The 20848-nt window shown below is 69.3% G+C and carries 19 protein-coding genes; 12 read left to right on the top strand and 7 right to left on the bottom strand.

The window, feature by feature from the left end:
• Nucleotides 1-568 precede the first annotated feature (568 nt).
• Entirely contained in the window at nt 569-1612 is a 1044-nt protein-coding gene (locus tag ACFWYW_RS57120) for a hypothetical protein (RefSeq protein WP_379622632.1), read from the bottom strand.
• Nucleotides 1609-2082 carry a SigE family RNA polymerase sigma factor gene (locus tag ACFWYW_RS57115; protein ID WP_379622630.1) on the bottom strand — a complete coding sequence of 158 codons (474 nt, stop codon included), beginning with the start codon at nt 2080-2082 and terminating at the stop codon, nt 1609-1611. The genes ACFWYW_RS57120 and ACFWYW_RS57115 overlap by 4 nt, the downstream gene beginning before the upstream one ends.
• Nucleotides 2083-2238: 156 nt before the next feature.
• Between ACFWYW_RS57115 and ACFWYW_RS57110 the strand changes: the two genes are divergently transcribed.
• The 8 genes from ACFWYW_RS57110 to ACFWYW_RS57075 all read left to right on the top strand — a co-directional run bounded on the left by ACFWYW_RS57110 (nt 2239) and on the right by ACFWYW_RS57075 (nt 11851).
• Nucleotides 2239-2538, top strand: coding sequence for a hypothetical protein (locus tag ACFWYW_RS57110; RefSeq protein ID WP_379622628.1), 300 nt, complete (start codon nt 2239-2241; stop codon nt 2536-2538).
• Nucleotides 2539-3346: 808 nt separating this feature from the next.
• Nucleotides 3347-5437, top strand: coding sequence for a septum formation family protein (locus ACFWYW_RS57105; RefSeq protein ID WP_379622626.1), 2091 nt, complete (start codon nt 3347-3349; stop codon nt 5435-5437).
• Nucleotides 5438-5507: 70 nt separating this feature from the next.
• Nucleotides 5508-6254: an FHA domain-containing protein gene (locus ACFWYW_RS57100; protein WP_379622624.1), complete on the top strand. Its 747-nt coding sequence runs from the start codon at nt 5508-5510 to the stop codon at nt 6252-6254.
• Nucleotides 6251-6940 carry a PP2C family protein-serine/threonine phosphatase gene (locus ACFWYW_RS57095; protein ID WP_379622622.1) on the top strand — a complete coding sequence of 230 codons (690 nt, stop codon included), beginning with the start codon at nt 6251-6253 and terminating at the stop codon, nt 6938-6940. Before ACFWYW_RS57100 ends, ACFWYW_RS57095 begins: the two co-directional genes overlap by 4 nt.
• Nucleotides 6918-7946, top strand: coding sequence for a serine/threonine-protein kinase (locus tag ACFWYW_RS57090; RefSeq protein ID WP_379622620.1), 1029 nt, complete (start codon nt 6918-6920; stop codon nt 7944-7946). The genes ACFWYW_RS57095 and ACFWYW_RS57090 overlap by 23 nt, the downstream gene beginning before the upstream one ends.
• On the top strand, nt 7943-8473 hold the full coding sequence (locus ACFWYW_RS57085) for a hypothetical protein (protein WP_379622618.1): 531 nt from the start codon (nt 7943-7945) through the stop codon (nt 8471-8473). The genes ACFWYW_RS57090 and ACFWYW_RS57085 overlap by 4 nt, the downstream gene beginning before the upstream one ends.
• The gene (locus tag ACFWYW_RS57080; RefSeq protein WP_379622615.1) at nt 8466-10928 is read left to right on the top strand and encodes an Hsp70 family protein; all 2463 of its coding nucleotides are present in this window, start codon (nt 8466-8468) and stop codon (nt 10926-10928) included. The genes ACFWYW_RS57085 and ACFWYW_RS57080 overlap by 8 nt, the downstream gene beginning before the upstream one ends.
• Nucleotides 10925-11851 (top strand): hypothetical protein, encoded by a 927-nt coding sequence (locus tag ACFWYW_RS57075; protein WP_379622613.1) that lies wholly within the window; start codon nt 10925-10927, stop codon nt 11849-11851. Before ACFWYW_RS57080 ends, ACFWYW_RS57075 begins: the two co-directional genes overlap by 4 nt.
• 224 nt (nt 11852-12075) lie before the next feature.
• Here ACFWYW_RS57075 and ACFWYW_RS57070 read toward each other — a convergent pair whose 3' ends face one another.
• From ACFWYW_RS57070 to ACFWYW_RS57050, 5 genes are all read right to left on the bottom strand, one after another.
• On the bottom strand, nt 12076-12555 hold the full coding sequence (locus ACFWYW_RS57070; RefSeq protein ID WP_379622610.1) for a hypothetical protein: 480 nt from the start codon (nt 12553-12555) through the stop codon (nt 12076-12078).
• A gap of 30 nt (nt 12556-12585) precedes the next feature.
• A complete protein-coding gene (locus tag ACFWYW_RS57065) occupies nt 12586-12729 on the bottom strand; it encodes a hypothetical protein (protein WP_379622608.1) in 144 nt (47 codons plus the stop codon).
• 61 nt (nt 12730-12790) lie between these two features.
• Nucleotides 12791-13102 (bottom strand): TraR/DksA family transcriptional regulator, encoded by a 312-nt coding sequence (locus ACFWYW_RS57060; protein ID WP_379622606.1) that lies wholly within the window; start codon nt 13100-13102, stop codon nt 12791-12793.
• A gap of 108 nt (nt 13103-13210) precedes the next feature.
• Nucleotides 13211-13582 (bottom strand): hypothetical protein, encoded by a 372-nt coding sequence (locus ACFWYW_RS57055; RefSeq protein ID WP_379622604.1) that lies wholly within the window; start codon nt 13580-13582, stop codon nt 13211-13213.
• A 40-nt stretch (nt 13583-13622) separates the two neighbouring features.
• A complete protein-coding gene (locus tag ACFWYW_RS57050) occupies nt 13623-16685 on the bottom strand; it encodes a chondroitinase family polysaccharide lyase (RefSeq protein ID WP_379622602.1) in 3063 nt (1020 codons plus the stop codon).
• Between the two features lie 198 nt (nt 16686-16883).
• Here ACFWYW_RS57050 and ACFWYW_RS57045 point away from each other — a divergent pair, with 198 nt between their 5' ends.
• The 4 genes from ACFWYW_RS57045 to ACFWYW_RS57030 form a co-directional block, all read left to right on the top strand.
• Nucleotides 16884-18179 (top strand): ABC transporter substrate-binding protein, encoded by a 1296-nt coding sequence (locus ACFWYW_RS57045; protein WP_379622600.1) that lies wholly within the window; start codon nt 16884-16886, stop codon nt 18177-18179.
• The gene (locus tag ACFWYW_RS57040; protein WP_358059326.1) at nt 18179-19132 is read left to right on the top strand and encodes a sugar ABC transporter permease; all 954 of its coding nucleotides are present in this window, start codon (nt 18179-18181) and stop codon (nt 19130-19132) included. The genes ACFWYW_RS57045 and ACFWYW_RS57040 overlap by 1 nt, the downstream gene beginning before the upstream one ends.
• Nucleotides 19133-19145: 13 nt before the next feature.
• Entirely contained in the window at nt 19146-19991 is an 846-nt protein-coding gene (locus ACFWYW_RS57035) for a carbohydrate ABC transporter permease (protein WP_358059329.1), read from the top strand.
• Nucleotides 19988-20848: GntR family transcriptional regulator (locus tag ACFWYW_RS57030; protein WP_379641421.1), on the top strand; the 861-nt coding region annotated here is incomplete at its 3' end. The genes ACFWYW_RS57035 and ACFWYW_RS57030, both read left to right, overlap by 4 nt.

Below are 20848 nucleotides of genomic sequence, written 5' to 3'. Positions count from 1 at the left end.
GTTCCCACTCCGCATTGGTCAGATCACCACGACCCATGACCCAATCGTGACAACATCACCACAATTAGTCAGCAGATCTAAGAAACGGCTCCTAGGGCAGCGGAATGCCGACATCGGGCGCGGCCGAGATGTCCCGGCCGCTGGCTAGTTAAACGGAGGCGATGAGGCCACAGAAGATGGCGGCGCCGGGCCGCCACGAGCGTCAGCAGTACGGAGAGCAGCTCGACGCCGAGCGGCACCCCGAGGGAGAATGCCTGGTTCCGGCTCTCCGCTCGCCGGGTAAGGGCGACGCATTGCTGCGCCGCCCTCCCCTAAGAACCGTGCGTGCAGGGCGATCGGGACCGGTTGCGGGGTCCGCGCCGGGCTGGGCGACGGCCAGCAGGAGGAGGACGGAGGCTTTCAGGGGATGTGGGGATGAAGCGAGGACAGGCACCCGGCTTTCGTCCTGGTCGCCGACGACCAGGACGAGAAGGCGGGGTCGTCAGTATCGAAGTGCGCGACGGGCCGCCCCGGCGGCGGAGCCGATCGTGTGTTCTTTGGCGCGGCCGGCAGGGGATCCCGCCGCCCGCTACGGAACGGCGGCCAAGTTCACGGTGACCACTCCATCGTCGCGCGGCCAGAAGATGACCCCGGCACCCCCCGACCAGTGCCTGCTGCCCGGCGTCTCAAGTCTGGCTCCATCGAAGGTCACCGTCGTATCGGTGCGGGCATCGTAGATCTCCCCGGAGCCGGGAAAGAGCCGCTCCCGGTACGGATAACCGCGCAGCCCTGCCCGGTGGACTCGGCTCCAGCTACCGTCGGTGCGCTGCACGATCGTGTTCTCTCCGCGTGTCCCGGCGCACCAGGTGGGCCCGCAGCGCAGCCCTTCCACTCCCGGCAGAGGCCGGATCTTGATGGTCTGTCCCGTCTGCAGGTTGACGACCCGTGTCGGGTTCGTCCGCACGTCGAGCGGCTCGTCGCTTGCCCAGGGCCACGCCACGAGCTGCAGCCCCTTGGACCTGGCCACCTGTTCCGGGCGGCCTCCGTCGAGCCGCATCCGCCACACGCCCTCCAGCGGCGATGACCAGACGACGTACTCCCCGGCGAGCGCGATCCGATCGACGTTCTCCCCAGCGATCGACCCGACCTTCCTCGCTCGCCCAGCGCTCCTCAAAGGGGCGACCCAGGCATGGCCGTCGGCGAGCCAGAGCACCTGATCGCCGTCAACGGCCTGATACTGCGGAGCTTGGGGGAGCGCGGTGACAACGCGCGACCGCTTGGCAGCGGCGTCGTAGACCTCGATTGTGCCCCGATCGTTCCAGACCAGTACCTCGGTGGCGCTGATCGCCGTCAGAGGCCTGGAGCCCTTCGGCAGGATGAACACCGCCTGCGGCCAGACCCGCTCAACCGAACCCGCTCTCGGCGCGGCCGGCTCCACCACAACGCGTGGTGACGGCCAGGCGACCAGCACGCCCCAGCCCAGGACCACCGCGCAGAGCGCCGCCAGGGCCCCCGTCGTCCGCCTGCGCGTCCGGCGGCGCCGCTTCACCCGGACGCCGGACAGCACGTCCTGGTTCTCGACCCGATCGGCGATGGTCCGCAGCGCCTGGGCCAGTTTCTCCTCGGTCGTCACTGCCACCTCCCGGTGAGTGCTTGTGCGCGGATGCGAAGGGTGGCCAGCGCCCGCGAGGCCTGGCTGCGTACGGTCGCCTGGGAGATGCCCAGCCGCGCGGCGATCTCCCCGTCGGCGAGGTCCTCGTAGTAGCGCAGCACCAGCACCGCGCGTTGCCTTGCCGGCAGCGCCCGCAGCCGCTGCCAGATCTCGCCGAGTTCGTGTTCGTCCTCGTGGACCGGCGAGGGCACCTCGGCGGTGAGATGCTCCCGCCGTTGCCTGCGCCACCAGCTCACATGCTGCCGGGCCATGATCGTCCGGACGTATCCCTCGGGGTCGTCCTTGTTGCGTACTGCTCGCCAGGAGGAGCTCAGCTTGAGCAGCGCCTCCTGCACCAGATCGGCAGCATCATCGGCGCTGCCGGTCAGCACCAGGCCATAACGCAGCAGCGCATGGCTCCTGGCGCGGACGAACTCCTCGAACTCCACCACCCAGGGACGTCTCGGCCTTCGTTGTTGTTGCAGAAATCTTCCAGATTTTCTCTACGGCATCTTGCGCGCCGGCGGGCACCGGTCCACGACGACGCCCCTTCACCGAACAGTCCCTATGGCCGCCACCGCCCAGGAGGTCGCCGAGCGGGCCACTTCGTGGTGGCCATCTACTCCCGGCCGGTCGCCCAGCGCACGGCCGGGATCTCCTGGGAGGAGATCGGCGCGCAACTGGACATTGCCAAGCAGCCCGCGGACGCCAAGTTCGCCGAGACCGTCGAGGAGTGGGAGACGGCCGTCCAACGGCCCGAGGTGGTGGAGGAGTGGTACGGCATCACCGGCGGCCTGGAGGCCCACCCGGTCAACCGGATGCCCGACGGCTGGCTCTTCTACACCCGCGGCGCCGGCACCTTCTCAGGGGCCACCAACGCCAAGGTCTGGCAGGCACTCGAGCCATGATCCACAACGCGTCGCTTCGGAATGATCAAGAACGTCGAGGGCTGGCTACCACGCTTCGCCGCAGATCAGAGGCCTGATTCGCATACGAACAGGCGCCCCACGCGATGTGGGGCGCCTGGTAAGACGTTAAGGCCGCTGTGGCGGTCGCCTCCTCGGCGAGAGGCACAACACGGCTCCAGCCGAACGGTATTCCGTGAAGGCGGTAATTTGCGGCCCGGGGGACACTAACCACAGCGGCATTCTTGAGTTAAGCACACGGCCCGGCGATGGAGGTAATCGTGCCCCCCGCAATGCTCGATCATGACCTACGCGCCGCGACCTACGATCGAGTCAGCAAGGACAACGGCCCGCAACCAGCACCAAGCCAACCAGGCGCCTACACCGACAACCATCGCTCGGCTTCTCGGGTTTGCCACCAGACCCAGGCGGAATTGGGAACGTCTGCTCGAAGACCCTCGATCGCCCCGCGAGGACTCCCACAGCACGAGCACGTCGGATAGACCCTCCGCCCGTCTTCACCGCCACGGACCGGAATGCGTCAACAGCAGTTCCTTCCTCAGTGGCCGCTTGCCCGTCCAGCATCTTTGGTGGCGCGACATGACGACCATGGGAACGAGTTGGAAGCAGGTCGGCAGGCAAATTCCTTGACGTTCGCCTGACGGGGCCATGACGATCTGCAGTAAGCGACCATCTGGATTCCATGCGCACACCATGGGGCGCCGTGTCAGTCCCGGCCAAGATCTGGTCAGGGGATCTCGATGGCGATGGGGAGGAAATGATAGGGGCAGGCAATACGATCAGCGCTGCAATGGCCGAGGCGGCCGGATCCGCGTTGTACACACGCAACGCGTTCCGGGTCACCGGGTTGTCGACGTACGCCGACCGGCGGACCATCAGGCGGCGCAGACAGAAGGTGCTGTCCGCGCTCGAGGTCGGTGCCGACTTCGACCTCGGGCATGATCTGCCCGTCGGTCACGACGAGGTGCGCGCCGCGTTCGACCGCCTCCAGCTGGATCCACGCCTGCGGTTGGTGGACGAGGTGTTCTGGCTTTGGGAAACCCCGGACGCCTCGTGCTCCTGCCCGGCGAGCTTGCATCGAGATCACGACCTGGCCGTCCTGGCTCACAGCGCCGCTCTCGACAGGGAACTCGCGCCTGGCCATCCAGTGGGCCAGGACCTGACCGATCTGAAGTATCTCTGGTCGGAGGCCGGCCGTCAGTGGGGCATGGTCCTGCGCCGAGCGGTCTTCTGGGATCACCTCCGGCATCGGATCGAGGCGCTGGACGACCGGCAGCTCGCAGAGTCCGACATTGACGCGCTTCGAGGGGAGCTGCCGACGGCGCTGGTCAAACCGCTGATCGAGCTCACGGCAAGGCAGGGGCCCGGCCAGTGGCGGCTGGCGAACGTGGCCCGTAGCTGGCCGATGGTGCCGGGCCGGGTGATCGACGACCTGCTGGAGGAGATCGCCGCCCCGATCTACGAAGAGATACGGGCGGCGCTGCAGGCCGCGTTACAGGCACTGGAGGCCGGTGATCCCATGCGGGCGGCCGAGATCGTGGACGAGCGGGCCGTACCGTGCGTGCCTCGGCTGGAAAAGCTGGTGCCGCATGAGCGGCACAGGGCCACGGCCAACGTCCGCGATGAGATCGCCATCGTGCTCAACAACTGTGCCGCGGCTCTGCTGGACAGGTACGGGCCCGCCGCGGTTGACCTGTCGGTCCGGGGACTGCTCGACAAGGCTGCGGGGCTGACCTCCGATCCTCACACCGTGGAGCGGATCAAGCAGAACCGCGACGCCATGGACGAGGCCGTCAAGGCCTTCGAACAAATTGAGCGACAGGCCCGATCGTGGGTGATCGCCGGTCGGCCTCGCGTGGCCGTAAAGATCCTTCGCGAGGTACGGCGCGTCATGCCGGACCAGCCCTGGCGGGATGAGCTGCTGGACCAGATGGCAGCCAGGCTCGGCGTCAGCCTGCCCAGGCCGACCTCGCTGAAGCGGTTCTCACTGAGACGGTTCCTCACGTGGCTCGTCCGCTGGGACAGGCGCGTGCCATGGCTTCTCGGATTCTCGTTGGTCCTGGCCGCCATCCTGTGGAACTCGTGGTTCGGCGCCTCTTCGGACGCCGTACTCCTGTTCTCCGAGGCCAAGGCGGAGAACGCCGCCATCGGCACGTGCGTGGAGGCCAAGGACGGCTGGGGGACAGGGCAGAAGGAGTTCCAGAAAGTCGGCTGCGACCAATCGCATTGGGGCGAGGTGCTTGGCTATGTCCCACTCGGCAAGGTGCCCTCGCCCTACCCCGGCGAGGACCGGATCCGCTCGGCGGCCGCCTTCGAGTGCGCGAGGCTGCAGGCGCGCCAGAACCTGTCCTTCGACACCTACACCACCAGCTACCTGGTGCCGGACAAGGAGCTTTGGAACGACGGGGGCGGCCGTTTCGAGAACTACACGCCGTGCGTGCTGACCAGGCGCGGTGACGGACCGGCGACCGGCAAGCACGTCGTCGATCCCCCGCCCAAGCCGGAAAGCGCGGCGGTGGTGACCATGGATCTTCACCCGTCCCGGAGAACGGAGGCTCCCCCCGTGGGGAGTTGTGTGGTGGACCAGAAGGCCTGGAAGGCAGATCCGCACAAGGTTCCGATCGGGCGCTGCGACCTCCCACATTGGGCTGAGATCCTCGGATACCCGATACTTTTCAGCCATTCCCAGGCCTGGCCGGGCGACGACAAGGTTTGGCGGACGGCCAAGGCCAAATGTGACGAGCTGGGCACGCGAAAGAAACATCGGATGAACGTCAACTGGCCCGGCGAGGACTGGTGGCAGGACAAGACCCTCGACCTCTACGCCGTGTGCCTGGCGAGCCGGGAGGACGACAAGAAGTTCACGGGCGGTCTGCCATGACGCGACCATCTGGTTCCCCCAGGCCCGCGGTGAACAGACAAGGCAGATTTCGCAGCAGGAGGTTGTCGAAGTGGTTCAGGCGGTGGCGTTGCGCGTCCGTTCACCGGAGGGGGTGGTGAGGACGGTCGAACTTGGGAGCGGGCCGATCACGATCGGCCGTGCCTCTCCCGAGCATGCCCCCGATGTGGAACTGGGCCCCGATCCCCAGCGCTGGGTAGGTCGTCTGCATTGCACGCTGGATTTCGCCAACGGCATGTGGTCGGTGACCGACAACGCCAGCGTGAACGGCACGCTGATGCGGCACGGTGAGGTGACCGAGCGGCTGCAGGGGCGCAAGCGCATCCAGCACGGCGACACGCTGATGATTCTCGGAGACATGAGCCCGCAGGGTGAGCCGCAGTACTGGGAGATGACCTTCCTCGACCCCCACACCACACGGCCCGCGCCGATCGGTCCGCCGACCGACGTGCGGCATACCGGGCCGAGCCTGCGCTACGACTGGGTGTCGGCCAGGGCCTATCGCGTCGAGCACAGCGGGGAGACCCTCATCACCGGCCTGCGCCCGCAGAGCCACCAGTTGCTGCGCTACATGGCCGGGCGCGGCACCAATGGCGCCGCGGTCGCGTGCGAGCACGAGTCGCTGATCACCGCTTTGTGGGGGCCGCGCGAGGAATGGGCGCCACATCACTCCTACACCAGGGCCGACCTTGCCGGCGTGGTGCGCGCCGTACGCAGATGCATCGAGGCCGACCCTTCCAGCCCGCGCATCCTCGAGACCGTCACAGGCATCGGCTACCGGCTGAACGTCAGCAGATGATCAGATACGCGATGCGCACCCAGGCGGGCACCCGGCACGGGGAGAACCAGGACGTCGCCGCGGTCGATCAGGCGAGCGGCACGTTCATCGTGGCCGACGGCATCGGTGGCATGGCCGACGCCGCGGCCACGGCGCGCACCGTCGTCGAGCGATTACCACGCCGGGTGCACGACCAGGTCACCGCGATCCGGGCGCCCGGGGTCACGCGCGTGGTGACCGAGGTGGCCGCCACACTCAACGAGGGGGTACGGCGAGCCGCCCGCTGCGGACCCGGCACCACGGGCGCCACCGCCGCCCTGCTCGTCGTCAGGAGCGGCGCGGCGCTGGCCGTACACCTTGGTGACAGCAGGATCTACCTGGCTCGCGACGGCCACGTCGATCGCCTCACGGAAGACCACATCCACGAGGGCAGGCTCACCAGATTCCTGGGGATGCCCGGCCAGGTCGTGCCGGGGGTCTCGGTCCACGAGCTCAAGGCGGGCGACCGCCTGCTGCTCTGCACGGACGGCCTCACCGGCAGCGTGGACGACGAGGCGCTGCGCACGATCCTCTGCGAGGCCGACGGGCTCGAAGGCATGTGTGAGCACCTGATCCGTTCCGCCGTGGCGAGCGGATCGACCGACGACGTCTCGGTGATCGCCGTGGAGTACGGAGGGAGGGGCGATGGCACTGCTCAACAGCGGTGATCGGGTCAATGACACCCTGGTGATCGACCGGCTGCTCGGTGAGGGCGCCTTCGCCGAGGTGCACCGGGTCAGGCACGCCTACCTCGGGCTGCAGGCGATGAAACTGTTCAAGAAGGTCGCCTCGCTGCAGGAGACGCACCGGATGCTGGACGAGGCCCGGCTGCTTTCCACACTCGGGCACGCCAACATCGTCCGGTTGTTCGACGCGAACACGGTCCAGACTCCGGAGGGCCTGCGCGGGTTCTTCACGATGGAGTACCTCCCGGGCGGCAGCCTGGAGAACCTCACCCAGGCCTACCCGCACGGCGTGCCGACGGACATCGCGGTCGATGTGGTCGAGCAGATCGCGAGAGGGCTCGCGGTCGCGCACGAGCAGGATCCGCCCATCCTGCACCGCGACATCAGCCTGGCCAACATTCTGGTCGGCTATGACGGCAGCGTCATGCGGGTGCGAGTGAGCGACTTCGGCCTGGCCAAGCGGGCGGACCCGGTCACGCGCACGGCCAGCGCGAAGGGCACCCTGGCGTTCATGGCTCCTGAGGTGCTGACCAACCAGGGCTACTCGACGGCGAGCGACATGTGGTCGGTGGGTACGATCGCCTACTACCTGCTCACCAGCCATCTTCCTTACGGCGAGAGCGGGCGGTACTCCTCCTACTCCTTCGCCAGGTTCAAGCGGCCGCTGCTGCCGCCCGGCAGGTACAACGACGACGTCGACCCCTGGCTGGATGATCTGGTGATGTCGACGCTCCAGCTCGACCCCCACGAACGCCCGGTCAACGCCCGCGTCCTGGCCGACGCCCTTCGCCGGCGAGGCGAATCCCGGGCGAAGCCGCAGCCGGACCGGGCGCGCAATCTCGCCGATGAGGCCCTCCGGCTCTACCGGACCCCCGGTGAGCTCGAACGGGCCGCCAATCTCATGGAGGAAGCCATCGACCTGTGGCCGCCCCTGGGCGAACAGCATCGGTCCAGACTCCGGCTGTGGCGCAAGGGGGTGATGATGTGAGCCCCGCCAAGCGGCTGCTGTCCCGGATCCGCGCCGAGCTCGGGCAACGCGGGCATCACCGCGCCTTCCGCATCCCGGCCCCGGCCTGGGAGGACGAGCTGGGACGGCTGCTCGCGGCCGCCACCACGAACGCTTCGCCGCCGGATGAGAAGGCTCCGGATGAGAAGGCGCTGGCCGCGGCGGCGACGAACTTGTGGCGGGCCGAACGCCGGCTCGCCAGGCGGGATGAGAAGCCGACGACGGCCACACACCAGGCAGGCCGCTATGTCAGGGCGACGCGCAGCCTGCTGGCCGAGGCCGGGCTGGTGGTGCAGGACCACGACGGCGAGCCGTTCCACTCGGGCCTCGCGCTGGAGGTCATGCTCTTCCAGGACGACCCGTCCCTGACCGCGGAGACGATCCTGGAGACCGTCCGGCCGTCGATCTACCTGATGGACAGGCACATCCAGATGGGACAGGTGATCGTCGGCTGCCCTCTCCCGCCGAGCATTGACCGCGACGACGACGTGAGGAACCCCCATGCGTGACACCATCGACTTCGGCATCGATCTCGGCACCACCAACAGCGCGATCGCGGTGGCCGAGAACGACACCGTCGCTGTGATCAAAAACAACGACGGATGGGACATCACCCCGTCCGCGCTCTGGATTCCCAAGGCGGATCAGATCAAGGTCGGGCGGCCCGCTCGAGACCGCGCCTGGAAGGATCCGGACAACTCCGCTGTGGAGTTCAAACTCGAGATGGGACTCGCCGACGCGCGCAAGCGGTTCGCCAAGTCCGGGCTGGAGCTCACGCCCCAGCAGATGTCCGCCGAGGTGCTCAAGTCGCTTCGAGCGGACGCGGCCCACTACTGCGGCACGCCGCCTGACGCCGCCGTGATCACGGTTCCCGCCGCGTTCACGTTGAACCAGAACAAGGCCACCACCGACGCGGCCAAGCTCGCCGGGCTGACCGCCGCCTGCCCGCTGGTGCAGGAGCCGACGGCGGCGGCGTTCGCGTACGGGTTCCACGACTCCGACGACCAGGCGTACTGGATGGTGTTCGACTTCGGCGGCGGCACGTTCGACGCCGCGGTGGTCAGCAAGCACGACGGCGAGCTGCGGGTGCTCACCCACGCCGGGGACTCCTACCTGGGCGGAAAGCTGATCGACTGGGCCCTGGTCGAGCGGGTCTTGGCGCCCGCGGCGGCTCGCGAACTCGGCTTCCGTGACTTCCAGCGGGACAATCCGCGGTGGGAGTGGAACTTCGCCATGCTGAAGGGCGCGGCCGAGGAAGCCAAGATCCAGCTCTCCCGCCTGGATCGCGTCGAGCTCGACATCGACCTGGTCGACGAGAGCGGCGCCACGCGGACCGTGGAGCAGGTCCTGACCCGTGGCGAACTCGATGCGATCGCCGAGCCGTTCTACGTACGCGCGATCAACCTGTGCCGGTCCGCGCTGAAAGACGCCGCGCTGGGTCCGGCCGACATCGACAGGCTGCTTCTGGTCGGCGGCATCACCCTGGCGCCAGGCCTGCGCGAACGGCTCGCAGACCCGCGGCACGGCCTCGGCATCGAGCTCGACATCCGCCTCGACCCGACCACCGTCGTCGCACGCGGCGCGGCCATCTTCGCCAGCACACTACGGCGCCCGCACACCGTCGCCGCCGACGCCGAGGGGTACGTGGTGGAACTGGCCTACGAGCCAAGCGTGACCACGACCACGCCCACCATCGCCGGGCGGGTGCGGGGACCTGCCGAGGACTGGTCGGGCTATGCCGTCACACTGAGCAACCCAGAAGGGCGGCCTCCCTTCGACAGCGGGCGCATCCTGCTGAACTCCGCCGGGGCCTTCGCCGCGGAGGTCGCCATCGATCAGGGCCGCACGTCGCGGTTCACGGTCGAGCTGCTCGACGGCACGGGCGCTCCTCAGCCTGTCGTCCCCGGCACGCTGTCGATCACGCATCGCGATCTGGAGTTCGGAGGTGTGCGGCTGGCGCATTCGCTCGGGATCCGGCTGGCCGACGGCACCTACTCGCCCATGGTGCGCAAGGGCGCCACGTTGCCCGCCACCGTCCGCGAGGTGTACCAGACCTCCATCACCCTGCGGCGGACCGACCCGGACGCCGCCGTCAACATCCCGGTCCTGCAGGGCGAGCGCACCCGTGGAGAGCGCAATCGCAAGGTGGGGATGCTGGAGATCCGCCCCAGGGACCTCACGATCGACCTGCCGGCCGGCAGCGAGGTCGAGGTCACCTTCGAGGTCGACGCCTCCAGCCTGGTCACCGTGGTCGCCGACGTTCCACTGGTGCAGACCCAGTTCGAGGCGATGATCAATCTGGCGGACGTCAAGACCCCGAGCGCTGAGCAACTGGGTGAGATGCTGTCCGACGTGGAGCAGCGCCTCAGCTCGCTCCAAAGATCGGTGGCGTTCGACGGATCGGGCCCAGCCGCACGCCGCCTGGCCGAGATGGATGAGGAAGATCTTCTCGTGACCGCCCGCGAGCAGGTGGCGGCGGCCAAGGTGGACGCCGGAGCCGCGGCCACGGCCGAGGAACGCCTGCGGAACATGCACGCAGATCTCGACGAGATCGAGGCCGCGGCGCAGATTCCCGCGTTGACGCAAGAACTCGAAGGGCTGCTCGATGAGGCAGCGGAGCTGATCCGCAGGCTGGGGGACCCCTCCGACCAGCAGGAGCTGTCCGAACTGCGCGCGCGGGTACGCGACGCGATCCAGGCGCAGGACGCGGCGGCGATGCGCGGCCTGATCGACCGGGCCTACGCGCTGACGATCGCGGTGGAGAGGCGTTCAGCGGACTGGCCGGTCAAGATGTTCGCGGCCCTGCAGGAAGTGGTGCAGGCCGACGTACTCGTCCGCGAGGGCAAGCGGGCCATCGCCGACGGCAACATGCCGGCGCTCGAGGCGGTCAACCAGCGCATGCTCAGGCTCCTGCCGACCGACGACCGCGAAAAGATCGAGTCCGGCGGGTTGAACAGGCGATGAGCGACACCTTGCGCGTGCACTTGACCGTGAACCTGGCGCGCTCCGCCGCGCGTGCGCGGGATCTAGAGCTGGCCGTCCAGCTTCTGGACGAGCTGGACGGCGCCGACAGGGACGCGGCTGACGTGCTCGACCTGCGGGCCAGGCTGCACGCCCAGCGCGGTGAGTTGCAGGAGGCGGACAAGTGCTGGGCCCGGGTGCAGGAGTCGGCGCCTGACCACGCGGCCGCGGCGTCGGGACGCCGTACGATCAAGCGGATCAGCGACGGCGGCCGCCTGTCCCGGCCGCTGACCCGCCCTGGCCTGCTCGCCGCGGCCGCCGCGCTGGTGGCGGTGGCCGGCTGGGCCGTCGCCGTACTGCCCGCCGATTCCGAACCCCGGCCGGCGCTCACGCGAAGCGGCCACGAGCGGACGGAGAGTCTGACCGCCGAACGCGATGCTCTGATACAGCGGCTGTCGTCGCTCACGGCGGAGCGAGCGGCCGCCGCGGACCACGAACGGGCCGCTGACGCACGCCGTGACCGGCAGGTCGCGGCGCTCGCCAAGAGCCTGGCCATGCCGGGGGTGATCGTCCAACGTCGTTCGGGCAGCGTCCGGGTGCTGTTCGAGTCCCGGCTCTTCCCGCGCAGCACGGAGATCGACCGCAACGGCATGGCCCTGCTGCGCGAGCTGGGCCGTAAGATCGCGGCCCTGGACGTGAGGACGACCGTCGTGGGCCACGCGGTCACCGTCCCCGGCGGAAGGACCAAGGGCGGCTCAGTGGTCGCGCTGGGCCGCGCTCTGGTGGCCGCACGGTACCTGGCCGAGGGCGGACACCTCGCCCTCACCTCCTTCACGCTGCGCAGCGCCGACCAATCAGCCACCCCCAGACGCCGCACCGTGACCTTGCTCGTCACACCGAAGGGCTCGCGTGGCGATGGGACGTAAGCTGCCTACGACGCCATCGCCCGAGGCGAGCTGCCCGCGCTGTGCGTCGGCCGCAAGATCCTCATCCCCACCACGACGGCCGGGGCAGCGGGGGCGGTGATCAGTGTTCCTCAACGACACGAACCGGTCCTAAACCGGTCTCCACGTCATGGGTCTGCACGGGGGCCGGGAAGACCTTGACTTCCACGACAACGATCTTCCCGATGACGAGGCGGTGCCTTGCCTCAGCGGCGGTTCACGGCGGCCTTTGGCGAGGCGACCCTCCCCTCCACGACGGTGATGGTGGTGGCGAGCAGTACCAGGACCGCGGCGGGAACCCCGAGCAAGGTGACCTGCATCCACTCCTGGGCCAGACCTCCGAGTCCGCCACCGATCGCTACACCGAAGTAGATCGCGGTGGAGTTGAGGCCAAGGAGCATGGGTGCTGAGGCGGGTGCGAAGGTCACCAGCCGGTGTTGCTGCACCACCGAGGCCATTCCGTCGGTGATGCCCCAGATAGCGGCCCAGATGCCGGCAATGGCCAGGTTGCCGGCCAGGACTCCGGCACCCCAGACGAACAGAATCATGGTGACGGTCACCAGCTGGCCGGCGGCCGGGACGCTGACCTCGAGGTCGGCGGCGATGGACGGCAGGAGGCCGGCCATCACGAACGCGTCGGTGCCGACCGCGAAGGTGGCCAGCGCCAGCGGCAGCAACGCTCTCACGAAGGGGTCCGGGTCACCCCGTGACCGGCCTCAGCTCGCCGGCGGGACGGTCGTGGACACGTACGGGTGGCGGGCGAGCTCGGCGAACGCCCCCAGCCGCCCGAGGAGGTGCCGGAGCGGGTGTCGCCGGGGCAGCGCGTGTTCGCCGCCCCGGCGCACGGTCAGGCGGCGCACCGCCTCTCTTCCGCGCCCGAGCCCGAAGGCGCCTGGCACGAGGGGCGCGGGCAGGACACCGTCAGCGCATCTCGTTGCGGAGCTGGCAGGTCATGCAGAACCGGGCCAGCGGCCTGATCTTCAGCCGGTCGAACGGCACCTGCGCTCCGCAGCCGAGGCACACCCCGTAGGTGCCGTCGGCCAGCCGCTGCAGGCTCTGTCCGATCTCCGCGATGATCCGGTCGGTCGCGGCGAGGTCGGCAAGGGCTGTCTGCCGGTCTGCGCCCTCGTACTCCATCTGGGCCTTGAGGTCGTCGAGCTGGGAGGTGCGCCACATCAGCTGAGCCTGGAGCTCCTGGTGGATGTTCTGACGTTGTACGTCGCTGAGCGTCATGGTGGTGAGTCCTTTCGGAACCGCACGCGCGGCAGTGCCGCGGCGGGTGCGGTGATGTTTCGACGGCGAAGAGGGCGTCAGGCTCGCCGGCCTGTGAAGGGAGGTCGGTTACGCCGTCGGCGGGCTGCGCGAGCCGGACGTGCGATGCCCGGACTGCTGCGGGCTGCGGATCGTGTCACGGTCGGGCCAGGCTGACGCCGGGAGCGCGGGCGGGTTCGCCGGAGCGGTGGCCAGCGGGTGACGCGGCGGCCAGGGCCGCGGGAGGTGTTCGGGACCGCCCGGGGGCAGCGGCGGCGTCGAGGACTGGGAGACCCAGGCGCCCGGCGCCCAGACGTCGACGGTCGCGTCGGAGGAGCGGTGACCGGGGTCGCTGCCGTACCAGGCGGGGGTGGCGGCGACCAGCATCAGGGCGAACAGCAGCAGGCCCGCCACCCCGAGAAGGGTGGCGGGCCCGTGCGTGCTCCGCCCCGGGGTCGCCATACGGCAGACCATAGCCCAGCCCCGGTGAAAGGGCACATAATCACGCGGGCGTGAGGCGTACCTGCAGGGGGCGTCCGTCGACGGTCTCGAAGGTGATGATCGTGCGGTCGCCGTGCGCGCGGGTGGTGCAGGGCTGGTCGTCGTCCGCGCGCCACCGGCCCGCCACGGTGACCCGCAGCAGGTGGGGGTGGCTCGCGCTGGTCAGCCACCGCCGCGACCACGGGCTGTAGTGGCCGACGTAGCGCCCGCGCTCGTACTGGTCGTGGTCGATCCCGGAGTAGAGCCGCAGGTCGGGGTCGCTCACGGCGACCACCAGCGCCTCGCCGTCGCGGCGGGTGAGCAGCAGCGCCGGGGTGTCGACGCGGCGGATCACCCCGTCCAGGTCGGCCGGCTCGAAGACGGCGTAGCCGGTGATCCCGCTCTGCCGGTCGGTGACGACGTGGGCGCGGTTGTCGGCCCGCTCCACCGTGTACGGCGCCCGCCCCGCCTCCGCCATCCCGGCGGCGAACGCGGCCATCCCCTCGGCGGTCGCGCCGACGACCATGGCGTAGTGGTAGGCCCCCTGCCGGGGCGCGGTCCCATGTTTGATCCAGGCGGTGGAGAAGTCTCCGGCGGTGGCCGCCTCGGTGGCGTTGTGCCGGGAGGACTGGGTACCGCGCGACAGCCCGACCCGCTGACCGGGCGGCAGGTAGTAGCCGATCCCCTTGTCGTCCAGCAGCCACCGCGCCCCCGTCTCGGCGGCCGGATGCGGGTACGGCAGCGCGGTCCCGTCGGCCAGCACGTCGCCCACGTGCCGGGTCTGGAAGAGCGTGGTCTCGGTATCGTGGACCGCGTCGTCGTTGGTGATGCCGGTGCCGAGCGCGACCACTCGCTCGTCGAACAGGAACACCGACTTGCGGGCCCGGTGCGAGCCCTCGTACTTGGGATGCTCGCGCAGGTCCATGGCGAACAGGCCGTGCTTGTCGTCGATGCTGCACGAACCGGCGAAACGCGAGTCGGTCAGCAGCATCTCCTCGATCGCCCCGGTGAGATCCCCGCGGAGCTGGTCGAGCGGCTTGTGGATGGTGGTGGTGCCGGGCCGCCGGTTCCAGTCGTAGCCGTTGTGCGCGTAGCCGCTGTCCAGGTTGGTCACCGGGTCTCCGCGGTGCAGCACCTGGATCTGGCCGTAGGTGTTGTAGCGGCCGTACCAGTTCGCGCCGACGTAGATCTCGGTGCTCCACAGGTAGCGGTTGTGCCCGCGCACGCTGACCTGCCAGTCGCCCCGCCGGTGCACGTTCAGCGCGGCGTAGTTGAGTGTCCAGTTGCCGGTCGGCGACGCCTCCGCGGTGATGCCGCGCGCCGCCAGCCGGGCGGCCAGCGCCTTCTGCGCGCCGCTGGGGGAGGCGGGCAGCAGCCGCAGGAACGCCGCCGCCAGTTCCGGGTCGGGCTCCCCGGCGGCGTCGACGGCCAGCCACTGGTACGGCACGACGGACAGGGCGGTGGTGCCGATCGGGTTGCGCCCGCTGATCGAGATCGGCCAGTGGTTCTTGTTGGCGTAGACGCGCATGGTGAGCAGCGCTTTCTTCAGCCAGCCGTACGCCTCGGCGGACAGGGCGAAGGCGCCGCCGCTCATCACGTGCACGATCGGGGCCAGCCCGCCGAACCCGTCGCGGACGTAGTCGGGGAAGAAGCCGACGTGATGGAAGGCCGTCCCGTCGACCTTGAGCCCGTCCTGGATGCCGGTCGTCGGCAGCAGCGACTCGCTCAGCCAGTCGCGCAGCACCCGCAGGTAGGCGACCTGCTCGGCTTCGGTGTCGCGCAGCAACACTGCGGCCAGCATGCCGCGCGCGGTGGTGTTGTGGATGTCCATCGTGCTGCCGTGCGCCATCCGGTGCTTCCAGCCGCGGAAGATCCGGCCCAGCCCGGTCAGCCAGTCCAGGTCGGCGCGGATCTCCTCCAGCATCCCGGCCTCGCGAAGCGCCTCGCGCATCAGGTACACCGAGTCGTAGTAGCCGCGCGCGTCGTAGCCGAGGTGGTGGATGGTGCCCTGGCAGCTTCCCCTGGTCCAGCCCTGCTCGCGCAGGTGGCCGACGATCCTCAGGTAGAGCGCGGCCAGCGCGGGCCGGTCGGCGGGGGCGGCCTGGTGGGCCTGGGCGACGCTCTTCATCAGGTCGGTGCAGACGCGCAGGGTGACCGGGTTGACGAACGCCTTGAGCTCGGCGGCGATCTCCACCGGGTAGATCTGCGACTGGTAGGAGTGCACCGGGCGGCCCATCAGCGCCTCGGTCTGCGCGGTGAGCGCGGCCACGTCCACCTTGACCGGCGCGATCAGGTAGCCGTCGTGGTAGCGGGTGTGCAGTGCCCGCAGCGAGGCGGTCTCCTCCGCCGTGGGCGGGACCGGGTCCGGTTCCGCCTCGGACAGGAGCTTGTCGAACAGGTAGAGCGCCTGCCAGTGCTGGTTGTCGTAGTCTGGGCCCTCCTTGGCGATGTCGGGCACCTGCGCGTCGCTGCACGGCGCGTCCGGCCGCAGCGGCACGTTGAGCATCAACTGGTCGAGGTGCAAGACTCCCGCCCGCTTGGGGGCCACGATGCGCAGCGTGTCCATGTCCCGGTGCGGGCGGCCGTGCATGTCGTAGGCGTAGCGCACCCACGCCGTCCGCCAGCCGGTGAAGCCGAGCCTGAACTCGAACCAGGCGTCGGTCCGTTCACCGCGCCCGAACTCGAAGCGGACCACGTCGTCGACGGGTGTCTCGTTGTGGATCCACACCGCGAACGCGTCCACCAGTCCTTGCCAGGCTTGGTCGTCTCCCGGCCGGTAGGGGTCGGGGGCCCAGCGCAGCGGCGCCTTCACGGTGATCGTCGAGCGCCGGCCGTATTCCCAGCGCAGTGATCGGGTGCCGCACACCGCCACCTGTTCGCTGATCGTCAGCGTCGAGCCGCGGCCCGCGGTGAAGTGCGACGGCACGGCGGACTCCAGCAGGAACACGGGCGGCCGCATGGCCATCGCCCGCTGCTCCAGGTCGCCGTCGACCACGGCGCCCGCCCGCCCAGGCGGCAGCAGTACGGCTCCCGCGACTCCCGCCGCCCCCGCCATGAGCGCGGTCCTACGAGTGATCTCCGGCATGCGGCCTCCCTCGGCTCGGTTGGCCGTATCCAACGGGACGACTAAGGGATGAATAAAGAAGTAATCCCGAGCAGTTCCACGGCCAGGTGGCAACATCCGCGCAGGTCCACGAATTCATCCCTAATTCATGGTGTTGACTCTGTAATGAACTGGCGAGCAGGATGACCGAAACCCCTCCCCACCCTCCCGGAGTGTTCGATGAACGCATCCCTGCTGAAAACCGTGACCGCGGTGGGCGCGCTCGCCCTCGGCCTCGCGGCCTGCGGCGGCTCGTCCAAGGAGGCCGCCGACGAGCTCGTCTACTGGTCCATGTGGAAGGCCGGCGAACCCCAGGCCAAGGTGCTGGAGTCGGCGATCGCCTCGTTCACCAAGGAAACGGGCGTCAAGGTCAAGGTCGAATGGAAGGGCCGCGACGTCGCCAAGCAGCTCGCCCCGACCCTCAACACCAGGAACGTGCCCGCCGACCTGGTCGACTCCGCCGACCGGTTCGTCAAGTCCACCTTCGTCGCCACCGGGCAGGGACGCGACCTGACCGGCGTGTACGCGCGGGAGATCCCCGGGGAGACAGGCAAGAAGGTCGGGGACGTCATCGACCAGAAGTACCGGGACTACGCCACCCAGGACGGGAAGGCGTGGCTGGTGCCGTACGAGGTGCTGGCCGAGCAGATCTGGTACGACGGCAACGCCCTCAAGGACGTGGCCGCCGCGCCGCCGCAGAACTGGGCGGATTTCATCGCCTTGCTGGACAAGCGCAAGGCCGCGCGCGGCGGAGGACCGCTGGCGCTGGACGCCGACATCGCCGACTACTCCGCCTTCTGGACCTACCACGCGGTGCTGCGCGACCTCGGGCCCGGCGCGTTCGGCGCCGCCGCCACCGACAAGACGGGCGCGAAGTTCGACGACCCCGCGTTCGTGACCGCGATCCAGAAGATCGAGCAGATCGTCAAGGGCGGCTACTTCGTCAAGGGCTACGACGGCAGCAAGTTCCCCGCCATCCAGCAGAAGTGGGCCGGTGGCGACGCCGACTTCCTGCTGCTGGGCACGTTCGCGCCGAGCGAGACCAAGCCGTCGGCCAAGGAGGGCTTCGAGTACCGCTCCTTCCCCTTCCCCAAGGGCGCCACCGGGCAGCAGACCCAGGAGATCTCGCTGATCGGCTTCGCCATCCCGGCCCAAGCCCGAAACGCCGACGCGGCGGAACGCTTCATCGCCCACTTCATGAACAAGGACCGCCTGTCCAAGATCGCCTCGGAGGCGAACAACATCACCCCGCGCGCCGACATCGACGTTCCCGCCGTCCTCGCCGACGTCAAGAAGACGCTGGACACCGCCGAGACGCACGCCGCGCTCGACGGGGTGAAGATGGACCACGCCGACTGGTACACCAAGGTCTTCCAGCCGGCGAACACCGAACTGATCACCGGGAAGCTCTCCGCGGCCGAGTTCGTCGCCAAGCTCAAGAGCACCTCCGTCGACTTCTGGAAGCTCAACGCCTGATGACCGCCACCGCAGTCAGGCAACCCAAGGCCACCGGTCCCGCGCCCGCCGCCCCCGCCGAGCGGACCAGTCCGCTCGCCCGGCGGCGGCGCCGCCTGTTCTGGCCGTTCGTCGCGCCCGCGCTCGTCCTGTACGTCGTCTTCTACATCCTGCCCACCCTCGCCACCGCCTGGATCAGCCTGAACACCTGGGCGGGCGCGGGCCCGATGGAGTTCGCCGGGATCGACAACTACCGGCGGCTGCTGCTCGACCCGATCTTCCACGACTCCTTCCTGAACACGCTGACCATCCTGTTCGTGGTCGGCGGCGCCACCTTCGCGCTCAGCTTCCTGCTGACGATCATCCTGCGCGAGATGGCGGGCCGTAAGGCGGTCCGGGCGATCATCTTCTTCCCCAACATCGTCTCCGGCGTGGTGCTGTCGATCCTGTGGGGCTTCCTGTTCCAGGCCGAAGGCGTCGTCAACCAGGCGCTGCGCGCCTTCGGCGTGGACCAGCCACCCAACTGGCTCGGCACCGAGAACCTCTTCACCGTCATCATGATCGGCCTGGTCTGGGTGCAGACCGGCTTCTTCACCACGATCCTGATGGCCGCCGTCGACCGCATCCCCAAGGACCTGTACGAGGCGTGCGACCTGGAGGGCGCCAACGCCTGGCAGCGCTTCAGGCACGTGACCTTCCCGCTGATGTGGGACGTCGTCGGAGTCTGCGCGGTGCTCTGGAGCATCAGCGCGATCAAGATCTTCGAGTTCATCTACGCGTTCGCCGGAGCCGCCGGGCAGCTCCCCCCGACCAAGGTCTGGAACACCGCGCTGTACGCCTACGCCGAGGCCTTCTCCAGCGGCGTACCCAAGTACGGCTCCGCAGCCGCCACCGGCATGGTCATGCTCGCCCTGGTCGGCGTGCTGGTCGTGGTCCTGCGCCGGCTGTTCCGCCGCGACACGGTCCAGTTCTGAAAGCAGGCCCCCGATGAACGCACTCCGCCGGCTCCCCGGCCCGGCCAAGCTGCTCGGATCGCCCTTCGCCTGGCTGTTCGCCCTGTTCAGCGTGGCCGTCGCGGTCTGGATGCTGCTGACCTCGCTCAAGTCCACCCGCGACATCTTCGCCGCCCCCTGGGCGCTGCCCACCGACCCCCACTGGGACAACTACTCGCGCGCCTGGACGGCCAGCGACTTCGGCGGCGCCACGGTCAACACGCTTCTGCTGACCGTCGGCACCGCCGTGGCCACCATCGCGCTGGCCGCCCCCGCCGCCTACGCCCTGAGCCGCATCCTGACCCGCTGGAACAGCGGCATCACCGCCTTCTTCGCCCTCGGCCTCGGCATCCCGTCCCAGGTCATCGTGCTGCCGCTGTACGTCATGATGAACCAGCTCTACCTGGTGGACAGCCTCACCGGCCTCTGGATCCTCTACGTCGCCACCTCCATGCCGTTCACCGTCTTCTTCCTCACCGGCTTCTTCGGCTCGCTGCCCAAGGAACTGGAGGAGGCGGCGGCCCTCGACGGGGCGACGCCCAACCGCACCTTCTGGCAGATCATGCTGCCGCTCGCGCGCAGCGGCATCATCACCGCGATGATCCTCAACATCATCCAGCACTGGGGTGAGACCCTGTTCGGGTTGATCTTCCTGCAGAGCGAGGAGAACGCCACCCTCTCCCTCGCCCTGCTCGGCTTCCTGCAGCGCATGCAGTACAACGGAGCCGACTGGGGCGGCCTGTTCGCCGGAGTCTGCACGGTTGTGCTGCCCGTTCTGGCCTGCTACGTCTGGCTGGGCAGAAGGATCATCGAGGGCATGACCCTGGGATCGGTGAAATGAGGACGGACGTCGTGCACGTGGCTCGTGAGCTCAAGTTCCAGCGGCTGGCCGCCGAACTGCGCGCGGAGATCCGCTCCGGCGTCTGGCCCACCGGCGCGAAACTGCCCACCGAGCAGGAGCTCGCCCGCACCCACGAGGTCAGCCTCACCACCGTCCGGCGGGCGGTCGACGAGCTCGTCGGCGAGGGCCTGGTGATCAGGCGGCAGGGCGCGGGCACCTTCGTCGTCGAGCACGCCTCCGCCGTCAGAGGCGAGGCGGCGCTGGTCGGCGTCATCGTCCCCGACACCACGCTGTACTACCCGCGCGTGCTCGAAGGCATCGAGGAGACGCTCACCGGCGCGGGCGCCAGGCTGCTGCTGGCCTGCTCCCGCTACGAGCCGACCGAGGAGGAGGCGGCGCTGCGCCGCATGCTCGACTCCGGCGTCGACGGCCTGCTGGTCGTGCCCACCCTCATCGGCCGGGGCGATCCGGCGGCCGTGGTCGGCAGGCTCACCGCGCTGCCCGTGCCGGTCGTGCTGATGGAACGCGGCCTCGACGACGGCGACGACCCCAGCGAGCACGTCCGCACCGACCACGAGGCCGGCGGCCACCTGGCCGTACGCCACCTCGCCGCCCTCGGCCACACCCGCCTGGCCCTGCTCACCCGGTCGGGCAACCCGACCGCCGCACCCGTCACCAGAGGGTTCACCGCCGCGGTCGCCGCGCTCGGGCTGGGCGCCGCCGAGCCGTTCGCCGCGCCGCAGAGCGAGTGGAACCCCCGCGTCGCCGACGAGCACGTGCGGCGGATCACCGGCGACGGCGTCACCGCGGTCGTCTGCTTCGGCGACCGCGAGGCCACCTTCGTCGCCTCGGCCGCC

Origin of the sequence: Nonomuraea sp. NPDC059023 (assembly GCF_042740095.1) — a bacterium.
Taxonomy (GTDB): Bacteria; Actinomycetota; Actinomycetes; order Streptosporangiales; family Streptosporangiaceae; genus Nonomuraea.
Note: the sequence above shows the minus strand (reverse complement) of the source record. Positions and strands in the feature narration are given on the sequence as shown.